We start from the raw sequence: 18,239 nt of genomic DNA, 5'->3' as shown, positions 1-18,239 counted from the left end.
GCGCAGCCGGCCGCCGCGTCCACCAAGTGCCCCGCAGCCTCCTCACGCCGCTCTGGCGCGGGCCCTGCGCCGCCTCCGCCTGTCCCTGGGACCGCCTGCCGCCGCCCGGCTCGGGTCGCCCCGCGCGGCCCTGAAACGTGCGAACCCCGGCCCTGAAACGTGCGAACCCCCGGCCCGACGGGCGGGCCAGGGGTTCGGACGGTGGCAGGGGCGGTCAGCCGCCGATGGCGTGGACGCCGCCGTCGACGTGCACGATCTCGCCGGTCGTCGCCGGGAACCAGTCGGACAGCAGCGCCACGCACGCCCGCGCGGTGGGCGTGGTGTCGGCGAGGTCCCAGCCGAGCGGCGCCTTCTCCGGCCAGCTGTCCTCGAACTCCTTGAAGCCGGGGATCGACTTGGCCGCCATCGTGCGCAGCGGCCCGGCCGCCACGAGGTTGACGCGGATGTTGTGCTTGCCGAGGTCGCGGGCGAGGTAGCGGTTGCAGGACTCGAGCCCGGCCTTGGCCACGCCCATCCAGTCGTAGACCGGCCACGCCTTGGAGGCGTCGAAGTCGAGGCCGACCACCGCGCCGCCCTCCTTCATCAGCGGCAGGCAGGCCACGGCCAGCGACTTGTAGGAGTACGTGGAGACCTGCAGCGCCGTGGCGACGTCCTCCCAGGAGGTGTTGAGGAAGTTGCCGCCGAGCGCGGACTGCGGGGCGAAGCCGATGGAGTGGACGACGCCGTCGAGCCCGTCGACGTGCTCGCCCACGCGGTCGGCCAGCGTGTCGAGGTGTTCGGTGTTCTGGACGTCGAGCTCCAGCACCGGCGCGGGCTCGGGCAGCCGCTTGGCGATGCGCTCGACGAGGCTGAGCCGGCCGAAGCCGGTCAGCACGACCGTCGCGCCCTCCTCCTGGGCCAGCTTGGCCACCGCGAACGCGATCGACGCGTCGGTCAGCACCCCGGTGACGAGGATCCGCTTGCCGTCGAGAATGCCCATGTCAGTGCCCCATTCCGAGTCCGCCGTCGACCGGGATCACGGCCCCGGTGATGTAGGAGGCGTCGTCGCCGGCCAGAAAGCGCACGACGCGCGCGATCTCCTCGGGGGCCGCCTGCCGCCCGAGCGGGATGTTGGACACGATGGCGTCGTGGTCGAGCCCGGCGGTCATGTCGGTGTTGACGAAGCCGGGCAAGACGACGTTGACGGTGATGTTGCGCAAGCCGTACTCGCGCGCCAGCGAGCGGGCGAAACCGACCAGGCCCGCCTTGGAGGCGGCGTAGTTGGCCTGACCGGCCTGGCCGGTGAGGCCGATGACGGAGGAGATGAGGATGATCCGGCCGCGCTTGAGCCGCATCATGGGCCTGATGGCCCGCTTGGCGACGCGGTAGGCGCCGGTGAGGTTGGTGTCGATGACGTCGGTGAAGGTCTCTTCCTTCATCATCGCCAGCAGCGTGTCCTTGGTGATGCCGGCGTTGGAGACCAGCACCTCGACGGGACCCTGCTCGGCCTCGACCTTGTCGAAGGCGGCCTCGACGTCGGCGGTGCTGGTGACGTCGCAGCGCACGCCGAACAGGCCCTCGGGCGGCTCACCCGATCGGTACGTGACCGCGACGGCGTCGCCTGCCGCGGCGAGTTCTCGGGCGATCGCGAGGCCTATGCCGCGATTGCCCCCGGTGACGAGTACAGAGCGTGCCATGACACCTGACGGTATCTCCTACCGGCGGGTATCCGCTTGTCCGGGTGGCACAAGATCACAGGGTTAGGATCGTGGACATGCGCCAGATCGATTCCGACTTCCTGGAGCTGCCGCTGCGGCAGCTCGCGGACGCCGCTCTGCAACGCGCTCGCGACCTCGGCGCCGAGCACGCGGACTTCCGGCTCGAACGCATCAGGGCCGAGTCCCTCAGCCTCTACGACGCCCGGCTCGAAGGTTCCATGGACGCCGACGATCTGGGCTACGCGGTGCGCGTGGTCAAGAACGGCACCTGGGGCTTCGCCTCCGGCATCCACCTGACGCCCGAGGCCGCCGCCAAGGTGGCCGAGCAGGCCGTACGCGTGGCGGAGGTGAGCGCCCCCATCAACAGGGAGCGCATCGAGCTGGCGCCCGAGCCGGTCCACGCCGAGGCGGTGTGGGTGTCCGACTACGAGATCGACCCGTTCGAGGTGGCCGCATCCGACAAGGTGAGCCTGCTCGCCGACTGGTCGGCCGGGCTGCTCAAGGGCGCCGACCACGTCTCGGCCCGGCTGCTGCAGGTCAAGGAGCAGAAGTTCTACGCCGACACGGCCGGCACCGTGACCACCCAGCAGCGGGTGCGGGTGCACCCCACGCTCAACGCCATGAAGGCGGCCGAGAACGGCTTCGACGACATGTCCACGCTGGCGCCCCCGGCCGGCCGCGGCTATGAGTACCTGACCGGCGGCCACTGGGACTGGCAGGGCGAGCTGGCCAGGCTGCCCGAGCTGCTGGCGGAGAAGCTGGCCGCGCCCTCCGTGGAGGCCGGCGAGTACGACCTGGTCATCGACCCGTCCAACCTGTGGCTGACGATCCACGAGTCGATCGGCCACGCCACCGAGCTGGACCGCGCGCTCGGCTACGAGGCCGCCTACGCCGGCACCAGCTTCGCCACCTTCGACCAGCTCGGCGAGCTGGTCTACGGCTCGCCCATCATGAACGTCACCGGCGACCGCACCGTCACCCACGGCCTGGCCACCATCGGCTACGACGACGAGGGCGTCCAGACGCAGAGCTTCGACATCATCAAGGACGGCGTCCTGGTCGGCTACCAGCTCGACCGGCGCATGGCGCTGATGAAGGGGCTCGGCCGCTCCAACGGCTGCGCGTTCGCCGACTCGCCCGGCCACATGCCGATCCAGCGCATGGCGAACGTCTCGCTCGCACCGGCCCCCGACGGGCCGTCCACCGACGACCTGATCGCGGGCGTCGAGCGGGGCATCTACCTCGTCGGCGACAAGAGCTGGTCGATCGACATGCAGCGCTACAACTTCCAGTTCACCGCCCAGCGGGCCTACCGCATCACCGGCGGCAGGCTGGACGGGCAGATCAGGGACTTCGCCTACCAGGCCACGACGACCGACTTCTGGCAGTCGATGGAGGCGGTCGGCGGGCCCGGCACGTACGTGCTCGGCGGCGCCTTCAACTGCGGCAAGGGCCAGCCTGGACAGGTCGCGCCGGTCAGCCACGGGTGCCCGTCGGCGCTGTTCCGCGGCGTACGGATCCTCAACACGGTGCAGGAGGGCGGCAAGTGACGCCTCAGGAGATGGTGGAGAGGGCGCTGGAGCTCTCCTCTAACGACGGCTGCGTGGTGCTGGTGGACGAGGGCTCCACCGCCAACCTGCGCTTCGCGGGCAACACGCTGACCACGAACGGCGTCGCGCGCTCGTCCCGGCTGACCGTCATCTCGATCGCGGGCGACAAGGCCGGCGTGGTGTCGCGCTCGGCCGTACGCGACGACCAGCTCGCCGACGTGGTGGCGGCGGCCGACGCGGCGGCGCGCGAGGCCCAGCCCGCCGAGGACGCCCGGCCGCTCGTCGAGGCCGGCCCCGCCTCACCCCACTGGGCCGACGAGGTGGTGCCGACCGACATCGAGGTGTTCGGGCGCTTCGCGCCCGCTCTGGGGGAGGCGTTCGCGGCGGCGGAGGCCGGCGGCAGGAAGCTGTACGGGTTCGCCGAGCACTCGCTGACCTCCACGTTCCTCGGCACGTCGGCCGGCGTGCGGCTGCGCCACGACCAGCCGACCGGGCGGCTTGAGGTCAACGCCAAGTCCGCCGACCTCAAGCGGTCGGCGTGGGCGGGCGTGTCCACCGAGGACTTCACCGACGTCGACGTCTCCGCGCTCGGCTCGTCGCTGGCGCAGCGGCTCGAATGGGCGAAGAACCGCATCGAGCTGCCCGCGGGCCGCTACGAGACGCTGCTGCCGCCGAGCGCCGTGGCCGACCTGATGATCTACATGTTCTGGTCGGCGGGCGCGCGTGACGCGCTCGACGGCCGTACGGTCTTCTCCAAGCCGGGCGGCGGCACCCGCGTCGGCGAGCAGCTCGCCAGGCTGCCGGTCACGCTGACGAGCGACCCGGCGGCGCCCGGCATCGGCTGCGCGCCGTTCGTGACGGCCCACGCCTCCAGCCGGGAGAGCTCGGTGTTCGACAACGGGCTGCCGCTGTCGCGTACCGACTGGATCAAGGACGGCCGGCTTGAGGCGCTGCTGCAGACCCGCCACTCGGCCGAGCTGAGCGGGCTGCCCGTGACGCCCGCCATCGACAACCTCATCATGGCCGGGCCGGACGACGCGGCCTCGCTCGACGACATGATCGCCTCGACCCGGCGCGGGCTGCTGCTCACCTGCCTGTGGTACATCCGCGAGGTCGACCCCCAGACGCTGCTCCTCACCGGGCTGACCCGCGACGGCGTCTACCTCGTCGAGCACGGCGAGGTCGTCGGCGAGGTGAACAACTTCCGCTTCAACGAAAGCCCCGTCGGCCTGCTGGGGCGGATGACCGAGGTGGGCGAGGGGAGCCGCACGCTGCCCCGGGAGTGGAGCGACTACTTCCAGCGGGCGATCATGCCGGCGGTGCGGGTGCCCGACTTCAACATGTCCACGGTCAGCCAGGCGAGCTGACACGCGTTTCAGACGGGCCTTTCGGCCTTGTGGTTCTCGCGCTCGGACGGGTCTGCTACGCCCGCCCGAGCGCGAGCCGTCTTCGCTCGCGTTCGGCCGAGGGCTCAGGCTCCGTCGAGGGGCGCAAGTTCGATCGAGGGCTCGGGTTCGGTCGAGGCTCGCGGCGCGGCTTGCCTGGGCTTGCTCGGGCCTGCTCGGGCCTTACGCGGCTTGTTCGAGCCCCGCTTGGGCCCCACGTACATTGCACGGGGCTGTTCGGCGCAAGGGCTTGTTCGCGGCACGGGCCCGTTCGACTCCGCGCGCGGCTCAGCCGGGCTGGCGGCGCCGTTCCTCGCGCCTCAGGCGCGCTCGCTCAGGCCTCAGTGCGCTTACGCAGGTTAGGCGCGGGAGGGCTCAGGCCTCAGCCGCGTTCGCGCAAACCTCAGGCGCGGGATCGCTTGAGGCTCGGCCGCGCTTGCGCCGGCCGCAGGCGCGGATCGCTTGGGGCTCAGGTGCGGATCGTGTCGCATATGGGGCGCGGCGCGGCCGCGGGACGTTGCCTGTAACGCTGTACGCCTCTCCTGCGCCCGCAGGCCTTCCCGGCCGCCCGCACGCCTCCCCTGTCGCCCCGTACGCCTCTGGCGCGTCCACGCCCTCTCCCCCGCCTCCGGAAGGCCTCACCCCGCGCCCGCGCGGCTTCTCGGGGCTCTGGGCGGCCTGCTCCGGCCTTCACGAGGCTCTCGTACGGTCTTGGGCGCCGGAGCGGGACACGTGGGCGCGAGAGGGCGTGAGGGGGGCTCACGCAGACGGGCTCAGGCGTCTTCGAGGCGGAAGCCGACCTTCATGCCGACCTGGAAGTGGGCGACCTCGCCCGCGTCGAGGTGACCCCTGATCTCCGTGACCTCGAACCAGTCGAGGTGCCGCAGCGTCTCGGAGGCCCTCTTGAGGCCGTTGCGGATGGCCTGGTCGACACTCTCCCCAGAGGTTCCGACGATCTCGGTCACCCGGTACGTGCGATCCGTCATCTCCACATCCTCCTTACTAGAAGGCCATGGTCGCATGACCCCCTGTCCCCGCCGGGGCACGGTCAGGAGCTCGGCATGGCGGGACTACCGTGGAAAGCATGAAGGGGTGGCGCAGGAAGCCGGAAGTCCACCAGGTCACGGACGCCAAGCCGTCGCTGTCGGCGGACATCCACAAGCGGGAGATCAGCTATCTGATCAAGATGGGGATCCGCACGATCTGCCTGATCCTGGCGGTCGTGGTGCCGGTCCCGTGGCCGTACCGGCTGCTGTTCATCGCCGGCGCGGTCTTTTTGCCATACATAGCCGTAATCGGGGCCAATGAGAGGGGGAACCCTGGTCCGCCGCCTACCTTTCAGAGCCCGGAGGCTAACCAAACCGAGATACCGCTGCATCGACGCGAGATCGGGTCGTGACTAACTCTTGACGCATCCCATGGGTTGTAGGTGTACGCTTTAGCCAAGCGCTCCGGTCCCCCGTCGGAGTGCTGGTGCCGGCGTTCCGGGCCCCCGTCGGAACGCCGATGATGCGACGCCGGGTGGTTTGCCCCCGTAACCACCCGGCGTCGCCCTTTTCCCGGGTCGCGTTTCGATCAACGCGCGCCATCGGCCCCGGTTCGATAGGGCGGCTTTCCCGAAATCGTTTACACTCGCCCCTCCCCCGTTATTCACAGGAAATCTTCAGGTTTGGGGCGAGCTTGACTTCAAGAGTTCGTTCGAGTGTCAGTCGTCTGTCAGGGTCTCTTGGGTGGCGCGGCTCCAGTTCTTCGCCAATGTGGTCAATCGGGCGACGGCGTCTTCCGGGGCGGTGCCCGCGCCTTGAGCGAGCCCGAGCAGGTAGGCGGTAAGCGGCGCGGCGGGCCTCGCCACGCCGTGGGCGACCTCCTTGGTGAGGTCGAGGATCTGGTCGCGGTCCACCCTGGCCGGGTCGATGCCCAGCTCCTTGCAGGCCAGGACGGTCCATTCGTGCAGCACGTTCATGCGAGCCTCCTCCAGGTCGTCCATTGTGTCGCAGTCGAACCAGGGGCGCCCGGGCAAGGTGAGCCGGGCGCGTACGAGCGGGGCCAGCACGCCCCTGAGCGAACGTCCGTCGTAGGCGGCCATGCCCGCCTTCAGCCCGGCCGCCGGCCACGCGCCCGCCAGCCACTGCTCCCGTCCGCCGTCGTCGAGCAGGATGGCGCCGCCGCCCGCCTCCCGGGCCGCTTCGAGCAGCGCCGCCACGTGGCCAGGCCCCATGAACGGGAGATCTCCGGCCAGCAGGACCAGCCATCGGGACGTCACGTGGGGCAGCGCGGCGGCGAGCGCCGGGACCGGGCCGCTGCCCGGCGGGTTCTCACGGACGTACACGACGCCGGGGACGGGACGGCGCTCCGGGCCTGCCACGACGACGGTGCGGGCGCCTTCGACCGCCGCGATGACGTGCTCGATGAGGGACCTGCCGCCCACGGTGAGCGCCGGCTTGTCCGCGCCACCCAGCCGCCTGGCCCGCCCACCGGCCAGGATCACCGCATCGAACCCCTCGCTCACAGCCCCTCCCTGCCCGGTTTCGTGCTCTGGGAAGCCGCCCCAGCATCGCACGGGATGGCCCCGTGATCGTCGGAGGCCTGCCCAGGACCGAAGAGCGCCTGACCGCCGGGCCTCGCCGCCGCGCTCGCGAAGGCCATCGGAACGTCAGTCTCCCTCGCAGCGCAAAAGCTCCCTCGCAGCGCGAAAGGCACTACGCGCGTCAGGCACCAGCGCCATGCGCTCGGAGGACGCCCCGCGCGTCGCTCACCGCCGCCTCGGATACGAAGGCGGCCTGCACCTCAGGCTCTCCCGCGACGCCCACGTCCGGGGCGCCCGCCTTGAGTACCGGGCACCCGGAGCCGGAGGGCACCTGACACCGTCACCCGCCGTCGGCCCGATGGCGGCAGACGCCTGCGCGCCGGACGCTGTGACTGTGGTGGAGGGTGCGCCAGGCGCCGCCGCCATGGTGGAGGGCGCCCCGCACACCGCCACCGTGGCGGAAAATGCGCCAGGCGCCGCCGCCGCAGCGGAGGACGCGCCAGGCGCCGCCGCCATGGTGGAGGGCGCCCCGCACACCGCCACCGTGGCGGAGAATGCGCCAGGCGTCACCACCGCAACGGAGGACGCGCCAGGCGCTGCTGCTTTTGCGGCGGACGCTCCGATTTCCGGACCGTCTCGGCGCATGAGGACGGCCGAGCACCGGGAGCTGTCCCGGCGCTGGAGGCGGGACCGGAAGTGGGACGCGGGATGAGGGACGGTTCGCCGGGTGGGCGGAAACGTCCGGGGGCGGGACGGGAGTTGGGGCGGGGCGGGGGATGGCTCTTCGGGTGGATGGAGGCGTTCGTCGACGGGGGCGGGGTCGGAGGCGGCGGGCATGCCGGTCGCGGACCGTCAGCCGCCGATGGCGGACATCGGGCGGGCCGGCTGGAGGAACGACGGGTCGTCGATGCCGTGTCCGGCGCGCTTGCTGGCGACGGCGGCCACCCAGCGCTCGGCCAGCTCGTCATCGGAGGCCCCGGCCCGCATAGCGGTCTTCAGGTCGGACTCCTCGGTGGCGAACAGGCAGTTGCGCACCTGACCGTCGGCGGTGAGCCTCACCCGGTCGCAGGCGCCGCAGAACGGCCGCGTCACCGAGCCGATCACGCCGACCCTGGCCGGGCCGCCGTTCACGAGGAACCGCTCGGCGGGGGCGCTGCCGCGCTCTTCCCGGTCGTCGGGCGCGAGGTCGAAGTCGGTGGACAGCAGATGCAGGATCTCGTCGGCGGTCACCATGTCGGCGCGGCTCCAGCCGTGCTGGGCGTCGAGCGGCATCTGCTCGATGAAGCGCAGCTCGTAACCCTGGTCGAGGGCCCAGCGCAGCAGCGGCACGGCCTCATGGTCGTTGATGCCGCGCATCAGCACGGCATTGATCTTGACAGGGCGCAGCCCTGCGGCGTCGGCGGCGGCCAGGCCTGCGATGACGTCGGCATGCCGGTCGCGGTGAGCGAGCCGCTTGAACGTGTCGGGGTCGAGCGTGTCGAGCGAGACGTTGACCCGGTCGAGCCCGGCGGCGGCCAGCGGCTCGGCCAGGCGGGCAAGGCCGATGCCGTTGCTGGTCAGCGAGATCTGCGGGCGGGGCTTGAGCGCGGCCGTGCGGGCGACGATGTCGACCAGCTCACGGCGCAGGAGGGGTTCGCCGCCGGTGTAGCGGACCTCGGTGATGCCGAGGCGTTCGACGCCGATCGTGACCAGGCGGACGATCTCGTCGGCGGTGAGCAGCTCGGGCTTCGGCAGCCAGTCGAGCCCCTCAGGGGGCATGCAGTACGTGCAGCGCAGGTTGCATTTGTCGGTGAGGGACACCCTCAGATCTGTCGCCACCCGTCCGAACGAGTCTCGCAACACGGGGCGTCACCTCCTGTTCGTGTGCCAGATCGCCAGCCTACGTCGGGTTTGCGCCGGGCCGGAAATCCTCTGGTTCACGCCTCGAGAACACATTGTTCCCTAGATCGATTCCGAGCTCACGCCGGTGTAGGGGCCCTTGATCCCAGGACCCGCCGCCAAGGACCGGCCACCGCTCCCGTCCTGCGCCCCACCAGCAGCGCCCTGTCCGTGGCGGTCCGGCCGAGGCCGTATGCCCTGCTCACGATGCCCTGCTCACGGCGGTCTCGCCCGGGATGCGGCTTCACAGCGGGAGCGTGGTAAAGCCGAAGTGCGAGTAGAACAGAGGCGCGGGAAGCGCGGACGGGCCGCGCGGGCGCGGGAAGCCCGGACGGGCCACGCGGGCGCAGGAAGCCCGGACGGGCCGCGCGGGTACAGGGAGCGCGGGCGCAGGTTGAGCAGAGGCTGGGGTAGTGCCGGGGCGCGCGTAGGACGGCGGCGCAGGTGGCGGCCCGCCCGCGTTGAGCATCGCCCTCGCAGGCGGCGAACCGGACGCGGCAGGACCGTGCGGGCGGAATTCGCGGGCAAGGCATGGCAGCGCGGGTGGCAGGTCCGCACGGGGCACAGTCCCAAGAGCCGATTCGCACGGGACGCCGCCCTGCAAGCGACGCGTACGAGAGGGCAGGACCACGCAGAAGGCGGGTTCGCGCGGAGCCGGCCGCGCACGCGGCGAATGCGGGTCGAAGGGGCGGCATGACCGCGCAGGCGGCAGGTCCGCACGGGGCTCACCAGGCGGCGGGGTTCGGCGGGGTGTTCGCCGTAGACGGCCGGCCGGTGGCATGGAGCCGGACGGGTAAACGGCAAGCCGGTGTGGCATAGAGCCGGACGGGTAAACGGCCGGGCGGTGGCACAGAGCCGGACGGGTAAACAGCCGACCGGTGGCATAGAGCCGGGCGGGGTGTTGGGCAGAGGGTTGGGAACGGCGAACGCCCGGCCGCTGGGGCCGGGCGTTCGCGAAGGTGATCAGTGGTGGTGACGGTGGCGATGGCCGATGACCTTCACCCAGTCCTTGCCCTCGGACGGGGCGAGGTGCCGGCTGCCCTCGAACACCGCGCGCCACGTGCCCGACGTGCGGGCCGGCACCTTCAGGGCGAAGTTGCCGTTGCCGCGCGTACGGACGGTGTCCACGTGCTCCCAGCGGCCGCTGCCGGCGGGCTGGAAGAGGATGACGATCCGCTTCCAGGCCAGGCGGTGCCAGGTCTCCTGCTTCTTGCAGCGGTCGGAGTGGGTCACCGACACCAGGCCGCGGATGTAGTCCTCTTCGCACTTGACGGAGAGCTTGCCCCCGATGTGGAGAGGCCGGCCGCGGAACGCGGGCTCAGGGTTCACGTCGAGCTGGAGGCTGGTCTGGCCACCCGCGACATCCGGGTCGAGGCCCGGGTCCGCGAGCGCGGGCGTGGCGGCGGTGGTGGCCACCACCGCCGCGCCCATGGCGGCAGCCGCCAGGCCGGCGGCTAGACGTCGCATCTTCAGAGAGAAATCCTTCCCCGTTTGCGAGACGGCCCACGTAGCGGGGCACGTCAACGCCAATAGACGCGCCCGGGGAAGGAAAAGTTGCCGTCAGACCGATCACAAAAGAGCAACGACGCCATTGTTCGCGGCCATTAGCAGAATGGCCTATTGCGGGATTTGTTGCACTTTTGAATTGTCTGGTGCGTAATGTCCCGTTCCGGCGAAGCGGACGCGCCAGTAACCGCCCGTACGTCCCTGCACGGTCTGGACGAACGCGCCGGACGCGTCGGTGGTGGCCTGCCCCACCTTCTCCCAGGCCGAACTGGTGTCGGGACGCCAGAGGATGTCCAGGCGCTGCTTGGCGAACGGGCCGAAGTCGGTCAGGCCGCGTGGATCGACGCGGGTGAGCGAGCCGCGCAGGCGTACGCCGTCGCCCTTGGCCGCCTTCTCCACGCGCACGGAGGACAGCCTGCTCTCCCTCCTGAGCTGGAACGATGCGTACTGGGTGACGGTCTTGCCGTCCCTGCCCTTGGCGGTGGCGGTGATCGTCCAGGTGCCTGCCGGGTAGTAGCGGTTCAGGCGCTTGTCCGGCAGGAAGCGCCAGGTCTCCCAGCCGTCAGCCATCCTGGCGGGCGGCACGGGGATGCGGCGCCACACCAGCCGGGGCAGGATGGCTTCCGCGTTCCGGGGCGGCACGCCCACCTTCGGCGCGGTGACAGCACCGTCCTGTATTGATTGCGCGTTCTGTCCCGGCTGCTGGGGAACGCCCCACTGGGTGTTCTGGGTCTGCTGCTCGCCGACGCGGGCCTGGGTGAGGATGTGGTGCGGGCGGGCGGGTTCCCGGCCGGGCGCGAGGACGGTGACGGGAGCGCCGGCCTGAGCCGACTCACCGGCCGTGCCCTGAGCCGCCGGTTCCTGAACCGTCCCCTCCTGAGTCGCCCCCTGCTGGGACGTCCCCTCCTGAGTCGCCCCTTCCTGAGTCGCCTCATCAGCCGTCCCCTGCGGTGCGGGCTCCGCGTTCTCCTGGGGTTCGTCCTTGACGGGCGTCTGGGCGGGTGGCGTGTTCGGCTTCCGGGCGTCGTCGGGTGTCGCGGGGTCCTGGGCGGTGTCGGGCGCACCGGGGTTCTGGTCCTGCTCAGGCGTGCCCGGGGTGCCGTTCTGTCCTGGTGGGGGGTTCTGGGGTCCGGTGACGGGTGGGGTGGCGGGACGGGGTTGCGGGGCGTCGGCGGGCGGGGCGCCGGGTTCGACTTTGACGGTGACGCCGTCCTTGCCCTTCACCCCTCTGGCGATCACGTCGATCACCAGACGGACGGAACCGTGCGCGCCGACCACCGGCTGCGCGGGTCGTACGGTGATGGAACGGATGGCGGGCTCGGTCGCGGCGGAGGCGGGCGGTGCGGGCACCGTGAGCGCTCCCGCCGCGAGCGAGGCGAGAAGAAGGCTTCTGCTCATGATCAAGACGGTAGGAACCGGCCGGTAATGGGCACGGCCACAACACACGCCCCGAATGGCAAAGCCGGGATCAGCCTGAATAGAGCCCTTCGATGACGTCGGCGTACTTCGAGTGGATGATCCGCCTCTTCAGCTTGAAGCTCGGGGTGAGCTCCTCGGTCTCGGCGGTCCACTCCACGCCGAGTAAGGCCCACTTCTTGACCTGCTGCACGCGGGCGAGCTTGGCGTTGGCCGCGCGTACCGCCTCCTCGACCTCCTTGAGCACCTCGGGGTGCTGGGCCAGCTCGGCGAGCGAGCCGAAGGAGATGCCGCGCGCCTGCGCCCAGCCGGGCGCGGTCTCGGCGTCGAGGGTGAGGACGGCGACGGGGTGGGGGCGCCGGTCGCCGTAGGCGAGCGCCTGGCCGATGAGGATGTGCTGCTTGAGGTGGTTCTCGATCTCGGCGGGTGAGATGTTCTCGCCGCCCGCGGTGATGAACAGCTCCTTCTTGCGGTCGACGACGCGGAAGAAGCCGTCCTCGTCCACGGTGCCGATGTCGCCGGTGTGCAGCCAGCCGTCGGCGTCGATCAGCTCGGCGGTGGCCTCGGGCCTGTTGAGGTAGCCGGCGGTGTTGAGCGGGCTGCGGGTGAGGATCTCGCCGTCCTCGGCGATGCGCATCTCGACGCCGGGCTCGGCCCTGCCGACGCTGCCCAGGCGGTAGCAGGTGGGGCTGTTGCCGGTGCAGGCGCCGGCGGTCTCGGTCATGCCGTACACGTCGATGACCTTGATCCCGAGTCCGGCGAAGAAGTGGCGCACCTCGTCGGAGAGCGGGGCGGCGCCGGTGGCGGTCCACTCGGCGCGGTCGAAGCCTATCAAGCCGCGGATGGTGGAGAGCACGGCCGCGTCGGCCTTCTCGTACGCGGCCTTGATCTCGGGCGTGACGGTGCGGCCGTACTGGCCGGCCTCGACGTACGCGGCCCCGGCGGCCATCGCGGCGCGTACGGCGGCCTGCTGCTCCTCCGGCTGGGTGGCGAGCACGGCCCGCAGGCGGGCCATCATCTTCTCCCACACGCGCGGCACGCCGAAGAACGACATCGGCCTGACCTTGCCCAGCGTGGCGCCGAGACCGGCGAGGTCGGTGCAGAAGTGCACGTGGGAGGCCTTCACCAGCGGCAGGTAGAGGCTCAGGATGCGCTCGGCGATGTGGGCGTAGGTGAGGTAGGAGACCTGGGTGCCCTTCTCGGGCAGCCTGGTCAGCCGGTCGGTGGCGGCGACCTCGTAGAAGATGTTGGTGTGGGTGAGCGGCACGCCCTTGGGCGTGCCGGTGGTGCCGGAGGTGTACAGGACGGTGGCCACGTCGTCGGAGGTGACCGCGCGGTGGCGGGCCTCGACGGCGGCCGGGTCGGCGGCCAGGCGCTCGCGGCCCAGCTCCAGGAACTCCCGCCAGGTCATGAAGCGGTCGCCGGCGGGAGCGCCGTCCAGCATGATGATCTTGCGCAGGCCGTCGAGCCGGTCCAGGACGGGCGCCCAGCGGGCCAGCTCGGCGGGCCCGCCGAGCACCGCGATGCGGGCGCCGACGTCGCCGGCCACGAAGGCGATCTGGTCGGGCGCGAACGTCGAGTAGATCGTGCAGCCCACCCCTCCTGCGTGCACGGCGCCGAGGTCGGCGAGCACGTGCTCGCTGCGGTTGACCATCATGATCGCCACCGGCTCCCCCGGCCGGAGCCCGAGCGCGGTGTAGCCGGCGGCGATCTCCAGGACCCGCGTGCGGGCTTCGCGGTAGGTGAGCGTGGTCCATCCGTCGCCGTCCGGATCGGAGTACGCGGGCGCGTCGCCATGCTGCTCCGCCGCGTTCGCGAGCCGCTCGCAGACGGTACGGCCGGCGATCTCCCGCAGGATCTCCGCCCGGACTTCGAGGACATCGGCCATGGCACCCGCCTCCTGTCAGTAATCACTTATGTGAGTGGCATGCATCGCACCACAGCACGCCGGAGGCGACAAGAGCTTGCGGAGAAAGATCCATGTTGTTCACGTACAGTGATCGAGACAATGCGTGGAGTGTGCTGGGGGCGCGCATGAGCGAACACGGCGGCAGGACGTTCTTCGGGCATCCGTGGGGGCTGGCCACCCTGTTCACCACCGAGATGTGGGAGCGGTTCTCGTGGTACGGCCTGCGGGCCATCCTGGCCACGTTCATGGCCGCCTCGCCCGCACACCAGGGGCTCGGCCTGTCTCAGGAGACGGCGCAGGCGGTGGTCGGCGTCTACGGGGCGCTGATCTACCTGGTGGCGCTGCCGGGCGGGTGGATCGCCGACCGCATCCTGGGTGCGCGCAGGTCGGTGCTGTGGGGCGGGTTCATCATCATGCTGGGGCACATCAGCATGGCGATCCCGGTGACGACGCCGTTCTTCGTCTGGCTCGGGCTGCTGCTGATCATCTCCGGCACGGGCCTGCTGAAGCCGAACATCTCGGTCATGGTGGGCCGGCGCTATCCCGAGGGCGACGACGGGCGCAGGGACGCCGGGTTCTCGCTGTTCTACCTCGGCATCAACCTGGGGGCGTTCTTCGCGCCGATCGTGGTGGGCTGGCTGGCCGCGGACGACCGCTGGCATCTCGGGTTCGGCGCGGCGGCGGTCGGCATGGCGCTCGGCCTGGTGCAGTACGTGTGGGGGCGGCACAGCCTGCGCGGCGTCGGCGAGCGTCCCGGCCTGCGCCTGACCCGCCGCGAGCGGCACCACTTCCTGCGGCTGGCGCTGCTCGGCGTGGCGATCGTGGCGATCGCGCTGGGAGTGTGGGCGGCGACGGGCACGCTGACGATCGACGGGCTCACCGTGGCGATCACCGTGATCATCCTCATCGTGCCGATCGCCTACTTCGGCTACATCCTGCTGGGCAGCCACGACCTGACCGAGGACGAGCGGATCAGGATGAAGGCCTACATCTGGCTGTTCGTGGCGGCGGCGGTGTTCTGGATGATCTACGACCTGGCGCCGAGCAAGCTGCTGTTCTTCGCCGCCGACCATACGGACCTGTCGCTGTTCGGGCTGCCGATCCAGGCGGCCACCACGCAGTCGTTCAACCCGCTGTTCATCATGATCTTCGTGCCGGTGTTCGCGGCGCTGTGGGTGCGGCTCGGCACGCGGGTGAGCACGCCGCAGAAGTTCGCCTTCGCGCTGGTCATGGTGGGGCTGAGCTTCGTGGTCATGGCGCTGGCGGCCTCGCTGGCCGGCAGCGGCCGGGTGTCGGTGTGGTGGCTGGTGCTGGTCTACCTGATCCAGGTGTTCGGCGAGCTGTCGCTGAGCCCGGTCGGACTGTCGGTGACGACGAAACTGGCGCCCGAGGCGTTCAAGGGGCAGATGCTGGGCCTGTGGTTCATCGCCACGTCGGTGGGCGACGCGGTCGGCGGGCAGACCGGGCGGCTGAGCCGGGTGCTGTCGGATCCGGCGTACTACCTGGTGCTGGCGGCGTTGGCGATCGTGGCGGGTGCGGCGCTGTTCATGTTCACCCGCAAGCTGCGGATCATGATGGCCGAACACCACGAACCTGCCATGCGGTAGACATTCCCAACGTGTCCGAACTTCTTGACCTGGCCGGAATCTTCGTCTTCGCGCTGTCGGGCGCGCTCATGGGCGTGCGCAAGCGCCTCGACGTGGTCGGCATGGCGGTGCTCGCCGAGATCACCGCGCTCGGCGGCGGTCTCGTCCGCGACCTCATCCTCAACGTGCGGCCCGCGGCCTTCCAGAGCCTCGGCTACGTGCTGGTGCCGCTGGCCGCCACCGTGATCGTGTTCTTCTGGCATCCCCACGTCGCCAGGGTGATGCCGGCGATCCTGGTACTGGACGCGGCCGGGCTCGGGCTGTTCTGCGCGGTCGGCACGGCCAAGGCCATGGAGTACGGCCTCAGCCCCCTGCACGCCTCGCTGCTGGGCGTCACCTCGGCGGTCGGCGGCGGCATGCTGCGCGACGTGCTGGCCGGGGAGATCCCGACCCTGCTGTACGACCGGCAGCTCTACGCGGTGCCCGCCCTGGTGGGGTCGGCGGCGATGGCGGGGCTGTCGGCGTACGGGCTGCACGGCTGGCCGGCCACGTTGGCGGCGGCGGTGCTGGCCTTCGGGCTGCGCATCGCCGCGATGCGGCGCAACTGGCGGGCGCCGCTGGCCAGGGGCGTCGGCGACTGATCGGGCCCATCGGACGCCCGTCGGACCACGCCTCAGACCATCCCGATGAGCGACTCGCGGGGCCTCGGCACGGCCGACGGGCCCTGGTCGAGTGCGGCGCGCAGCCGGACGACCGCGTCGGCGAGCACCTGGGGCGGCTGGGTGAACGGCAGCCGCAGGTAGTTCTCCAGCGTGCCGTCCAGGCCGAACCACGGGCCGGGGGCCAGGCGCAGCCCCTGGCAGGCGGCCGCCTCGGCGAGCACGGCCGAGCTGGTGCCCTGCCCCAGGCGTACCCAGAGGGTGCCGCCGCCCTTGGGCGGCACGTACGTCCACTCGGGCAGATGCTCGCGCAGCCCCGCGAGCAGCGCCGCGCGTGAGGCGCGCAGCCCGCGGCGGCGCTCGGCGCGCGTCTCCTCCAGCCGGTCGAACAGCCGCGCCACGACGAGCTGCTCCAGCACGGGGCTGGCCAGGTCGGCCGAGGCGCGGAACGTGGCCAGCCGGCGGATCAGCGCCGCCCCCGCGCGGATCCAGCCGATGCGCAGCCCGCCCCACCACAGCTTGGACGCCGACCCGACGCTGATCACCCGGCCGTCGGTGTCGAAGGCGGCCATCGGCGAGGTCCGCGGCACCTCGTCCAGCGCCAGCTCGGCCCAGGTCTCGTCCACCAGCAGCGTGGTCCCCGCGCGGCGGGCGGCGCCGGCGAGCGCGGCGCGCACGGAGTCCTCCATGAGCGCGCCCGTCGGGTTCTGGAAGTCGGGCATCAGGTACGCCAGCCGCACCGACGACTGGCACATCGCCCCCGCCACCAGGTCCTGCTGCCAGCCCTCGGAGGAGACGCCGACAGGGACGATGCGGGCGCCGCGCCTGCGGGCGGCGCCGATGGCGTGCGGGTAGGTGGGCGACTCGATCAGCACCGGGTCGCCGGGGCCGGTGAGCAGGCCGAAGACGAGCTGGAGCGCGTGCTGGGAGCCGGTGGTGACGAGGATCTGCTCGGGCCTGGTGGCCGCTCCCCTGGCGGTGTAGCGGGCGGCGATGCGCTCCCTGAGCGCGGGCAGGCCCATGGGGTCGTAGCCGTTGCCCATGCCGTAGCGGGGCAGGTCGGCCACCGCCTCCGCCATGACCTCGGCGAGCCCGCAGGGCGCGGGCGGCGCGGCGGCGTGGAGCTGGACGAGACCGTCGCCGTCGGTGCCGAGCCACGGGTTGTCGGCGGTGGCGGCCGGGTCGGGCAGGGCGGTCCAGCTTCCCGAGCCCTGCCGGCTCTCCAGGTAGCCGCGCTCGCGCAGCAGGTCGTAGGCGGCGGTGACGGTGGTGCGGCTGACCTTGAGCGTCTGGGCGAGGTGGCGCTCGGCGGGCATGCGGACGCGTACGGGGATCTGCCCGTCCAGGATGAGCGCGCGCACCGCGTCGGCGAGCGCGCGATAGTAGGGCCGGGCGCCGGGGTCGAGGCCGACGAGCCGGGCCACCTGCGTGGCTGACAAGTGCCGCATGAGGCCACTTTTCGCTATTGGCCCTGTTCTTGGCAAGTCATGGCCTGCCACTGTGAAGCCATCATGAGTGAAACCACCGTCGCGCGGCCGCACTCCTTCCCGGTGCGCCTCCTCCGCCTCTTCGGCGGGCTCGCCCTGTACGGCTTCGGCCTCGCCTTCCAGGTCGAGTCGGGCCTCGGCAACGGTCCATGGGACGTCTTCCACCAGGGCGTCGCCCTGCGGCTCGGCCTGACCATCGGCACCGTCATCACCCTGACGGGCGCCCTGGTCATGCTGCTGTGGATCCCGCTGAAACAGAAACCGGGGCTGGGGACGATCAGCAACGTGCTGCTCGTGGGCGTGTTCGCCGACCTCGGCCTGTACCTGCTGCCCACCCCCGGCGACCTCGCCGTCCAGGCGGTCTACGTGGGCCTCGCGGTCGTGACGGTCGCCCTCGCCACCCTGTTCTACATCGGGGCCGGCATGGGCGCGGGGCCGCGCGACGGCATCATGACCGGGCTGGTGCGCCTCGGCATGTCCGTACGCCTGTCCCGCTTCCTCATCGAGGCCACCATGCTGGCCGCGGGCTGGCTGCTCGGCGGGCAGGTCGGCGTCGGCACCGTCGTGTTCGCGCTGGCCATCGGACCGCTGACGCAGCTGTTCACCCGCTGGTTCCCCCTGACGTGATCCCGGGCCGTC

The 18,239-nt window shown here is 71.3% G+C and carries 15 protein-coding genes; 6 read left to right on the top strand and 9 right to left on the bottom strand.

What is annotated here, in order from left to right; translation table 11 throughout:
* Nucleotides 1-214: 214 nt before the first annotated feature.
* Nucleotides 215-979: an enoyl-ACP reductase FabI gene (gene fabI, locus WBK31_RS09100; RefSeq protein ID WP_364065503.1), complete on the bottom strand. Its 765-nt coding sequence runs from the start codon at nucleotides 977-979 to the stop codon at nucleotides 215-217.
* Nucleotide 980: 1 nt separating this feature from the next.
* Nucleotides 981-1,676 (bottom strand): 3-oxoacyl-ACP reductase FabG, encoded by a 696-nt coding sequence (gene fabG, locus WBK31_RS09095; RefSeq protein WP_406674616.1) that lies wholly within the window; start codon nucleotides 1,674-1,676, stop codon nucleotides 981-983.
* A 77-nt stretch (nucleotides 1,677-1,753) separates the two neighbouring features.
* On the opposite strand from fabG, the gene WBK31_RS09090 reads away from it, so the two are divergent.
* Both WBK31_RS09090 and WBK31_RS09085 read left to right on the top strand, forming a co-directional pair.
* Nucleotides 1,754-3,247, top strand: a complete 1,494-nt coding sequence (locus tag WBK31_RS09090) for a TldD/PmbA family protein (protein ID WP_364065509.1) — start codon at nucleotides 1,754-1,756, stop codon at nucleotides 3,245-3,247.
* Nucleotides 3,244-4,614 carry a metallopeptidase TldD-related protein gene (locus tag WBK31_RS09085; RefSeq protein ID WP_378790082.1) on the top strand — a complete coding sequence of 457 codons (1,371 nt, stop codon included), beginning with the start codon at nucleotides 3,244-3,246 and terminating at the stop codon, nucleotides 4,612-4,614. The genes WBK31_RS09090 and WBK31_RS09085 overlap by 4 nt, the downstream gene beginning before the upstream one ends.
* A gap of 791 nt (nucleotides 4,615-5,405) precedes the next feature.
* On the opposite strand, the gene WBK31_RS09080 is transcribed toward WBK31_RS09085, so the two are convergent.
* Nucleotides 5,406-5,618 carry a dodecin gene (locus WBK31_RS09080; RefSeq protein ID WP_364065515.1) on the bottom strand — a complete coding sequence of 71 codons (213 nt, stop codon included), beginning with the start codon at nucleotides 5,616-5,618 and terminating at the stop codon, nucleotides 5,406-5,408.
* A 98-nt stretch (nucleotides 5,619-5,716) separates the two neighbouring features.
* Between WBK31_RS09080 and WBK31_RS09075 the strand changes: the two genes are divergently transcribed.
* The gene (locus WBK31_RS09075) at nucleotides 5,717-6,031 is read left to right on the top strand and encodes a DUF3099 domain-containing protein (protein ID WP_355429547.1); all 315 of its coding nucleotides are present in this window, start codon (nucleotides 5,717-5,719) and stop codon (nucleotides 6,029-6,031) included.
* A gap of 306 nt (nucleotides 6,032-6,337) precedes the next feature.
* On the opposite strand, the gene WBK31_RS09070 is transcribed toward WBK31_RS09075, so the two are convergent.
* From WBK31_RS09070 to WBK31_RS09050, 5 genes are all read right to left on the bottom strand, one after another.
* The gene (locus WBK31_RS09070) at nucleotides 6,338-7,141 is read right to left on the bottom strand and encodes an NTP transferase domain-containing protein (RefSeq protein ID WP_364065518.1); all 804 of its coding nucleotides are present in this window, start codon (nucleotides 7,139-7,141) and stop codon (nucleotides 6,338-6,340) included.
* Between the two features lie 870 nt (nucleotides 7,142-8,011).
* On the bottom strand, nucleotides 8,012-9,001 hold the full coding sequence (gene moaA / locus WBK31_RS09065) for a GTP 3',8-cyclase MoaA (protein ID WP_364065521.1): 990 nt from the start codon (nucleotides 8,999-9,001) through the stop codon (nucleotides 8,012-8,014).
* A 999-nt stretch (nucleotides 9,002-10,000) separates the two neighbouring features.
* On the bottom strand, nucleotides 10,001-10,504 hold the full coding sequence (locus WBK31_RS09060) for a hypothetical protein (protein ID WP_406674613.1): 504 nt from the start codon (nucleotides 10,502-10,504) through the stop codon (nucleotides 10,001-10,003).
* A 150-nt stretch (nucleotides 10,505-10,654) separates the two neighbouring features.
* Entirely contained in the window at nucleotides 10,655-11,941 is a 1,287-nt protein-coding gene (locus tag WBK31_RS09055) for a hypothetical protein (protein ID WP_406674612.1), read from the bottom strand.
* Between the two features lie 70 nt (nucleotides 11,942-12,011).
* On the bottom strand, nucleotides 12,012-13,847 hold the full coding sequence (locus WBK31_RS09050; protein WP_406674611.1) for an AMP-dependent synthetase/ligase: 1,836 nt from the start codon (nucleotides 13,845-13,847) through the stop codon (nucleotides 12,012-12,014).
* 146 nt (nucleotides 13,848-13,993) lie between these two features.
* Between WBK31_RS09050 and WBK31_RS09045 the strand changes: the two genes are divergently transcribed.
* Nucleotides 13,994-15,475, top strand: a complete 1,482-nt coding sequence (locus WBK31_RS09045; RefSeq protein ID WP_378790085.1) for a peptide MFS transporter — start codon at nucleotides 13,994-13,996, stop codon at nucleotides 15,473-15,475.
* An 11-nt stretch (nucleotides 15,476-15,486) separates the two neighbouring features.
* Complete coding sequence (locus WBK31_RS09040; protein WP_364065535.1) at nucleotides 15,487-16,095, top strand: trimeric intracellular cation channel family protein; 609 nt, start codon at nucleotides 15,487-15,489, stop codon at nucleotides 16,093-16,095.
* 32 nt (nucleotides 16,096-16,127) lie between these two features.
* On the opposite strand, the gene WBK31_RS09035 is transcribed toward WBK31_RS09040, so the two are convergent.
* Nucleotides 16,128-17,561 carry a PLP-dependent aminotransferase family protein gene (locus tag WBK31_RS09035; RefSeq protein WP_364065538.1) on the bottom strand — a complete coding sequence of 478 codons (1,434 nt, stop codon included), beginning with the start codon at nucleotides 17,559-17,561 and terminating at the stop codon, nucleotides 16,128-16,130.
* A gap of 63 nt (nucleotides 17,562-17,624) precedes the next feature.
* On the opposite strand from WBK31_RS09035, the gene WBK31_RS09030 reads away from it, so the two are divergent.
* A complete protein-coding gene (locus WBK31_RS09030) occupies nucleotides 17,625-18,227 on the top strand; it encodes a hypothetical protein (protein ID WP_364065541.1) in 603 nt (200 codons plus the stop codon).
* The last annotated feature ends 12 nt before the right edge of the window (nucleotides 18,228-18,239 follow it).

The sequence above is a fragment of the Nonomuraea sp. N2-4H genome (assembly GCF_045291505.1).
Lineage (GTDB): Bacteria > Actinomycetota > Actinomycetes > Streptosporangiales > Streptosporangiaceae > Nonomuraea > Nonomuraea fastidiosa.
Note: the sequence above shows the minus strand (reverse complement) of the source record. Positions and strands in the feature narration are given on the sequence as shown.

Coding starts and splice junctions, on each gene's coding strand:
- WBK31_RS09050 (WP_406674611.1), bottom strand. CDS start 13,847: ATGGCCGATGTCCTCGAAGTCCGGGCGGAGATCCTGCGGGAGATCGCC.
- WBK31_RS09080 (WP_364065515.1), bottom strand. CDS start 5,618: ATGACGGATCGCACGTACCGGGTGACCGAGATCGTCGGAACCTCTGGG.
- WBK31_RS09035 (WP_364065538.1), bottom strand. CDS start 17,561: ATGCGGCACTTGTCAGCCACGCAGGTGGCCCGGCTCGTCGGCCTCGAC.
- fabI (WP_364065503.1), bottom strand. CDS start 979: ATGGGCATTCTCGACGGCAAGCGGATCCTCGTCACCGGGGTGCTGACC.
- WBK31_RS09030 (WP_364065541.1), top strand. CDS start 17,625: ATGAGTGAAACCACCGTCGCGCGGCCGCACTCCTTCCCGGTGCGCCTC.
- WBK31_RS09055 (WP_406674612.1), bottom strand. CDS start 11,941: ATGAGCAGAAGCCTTCTTCTCGCCTCGCTCGCGGCGGGAGCGCTCACG.
- WBK31_RS09060 (WP_406674613.1), bottom strand. CDS start 10,504: ATGCGACGTCTAGCCGCCGGCCTGGCGGCTGCCGCCATGGGCGCGGCG.
- fabG (WP_406674616.1), bottom strand. CDS start 1,676: ATGGCACGCTCTGTACTCGTCACCGGGGGCAATCGCGGCATAGGCCTC.
- WBK31_RS09075 (WP_355429547.1), top strand. CDS start 5,717: ATGAAGGGGTGGCGCAGGAAGCCGGAAGTCCACCAGGTCACGGACGCC.
- WBK31_RS09045 (WP_378790085.1), top strand. CDS start 13,994: ATGAGCGAACACGGCGGCAGGACGTTCTTCGGGCATCCGTGGGGGCTG.
- WBK31_RS09090 (WP_364065509.1), top strand. CDS start 1,754: ATGCGCCAGATCGATTCCGACTTCCTGGAGCTGCCGCTGCGGCAGCTC.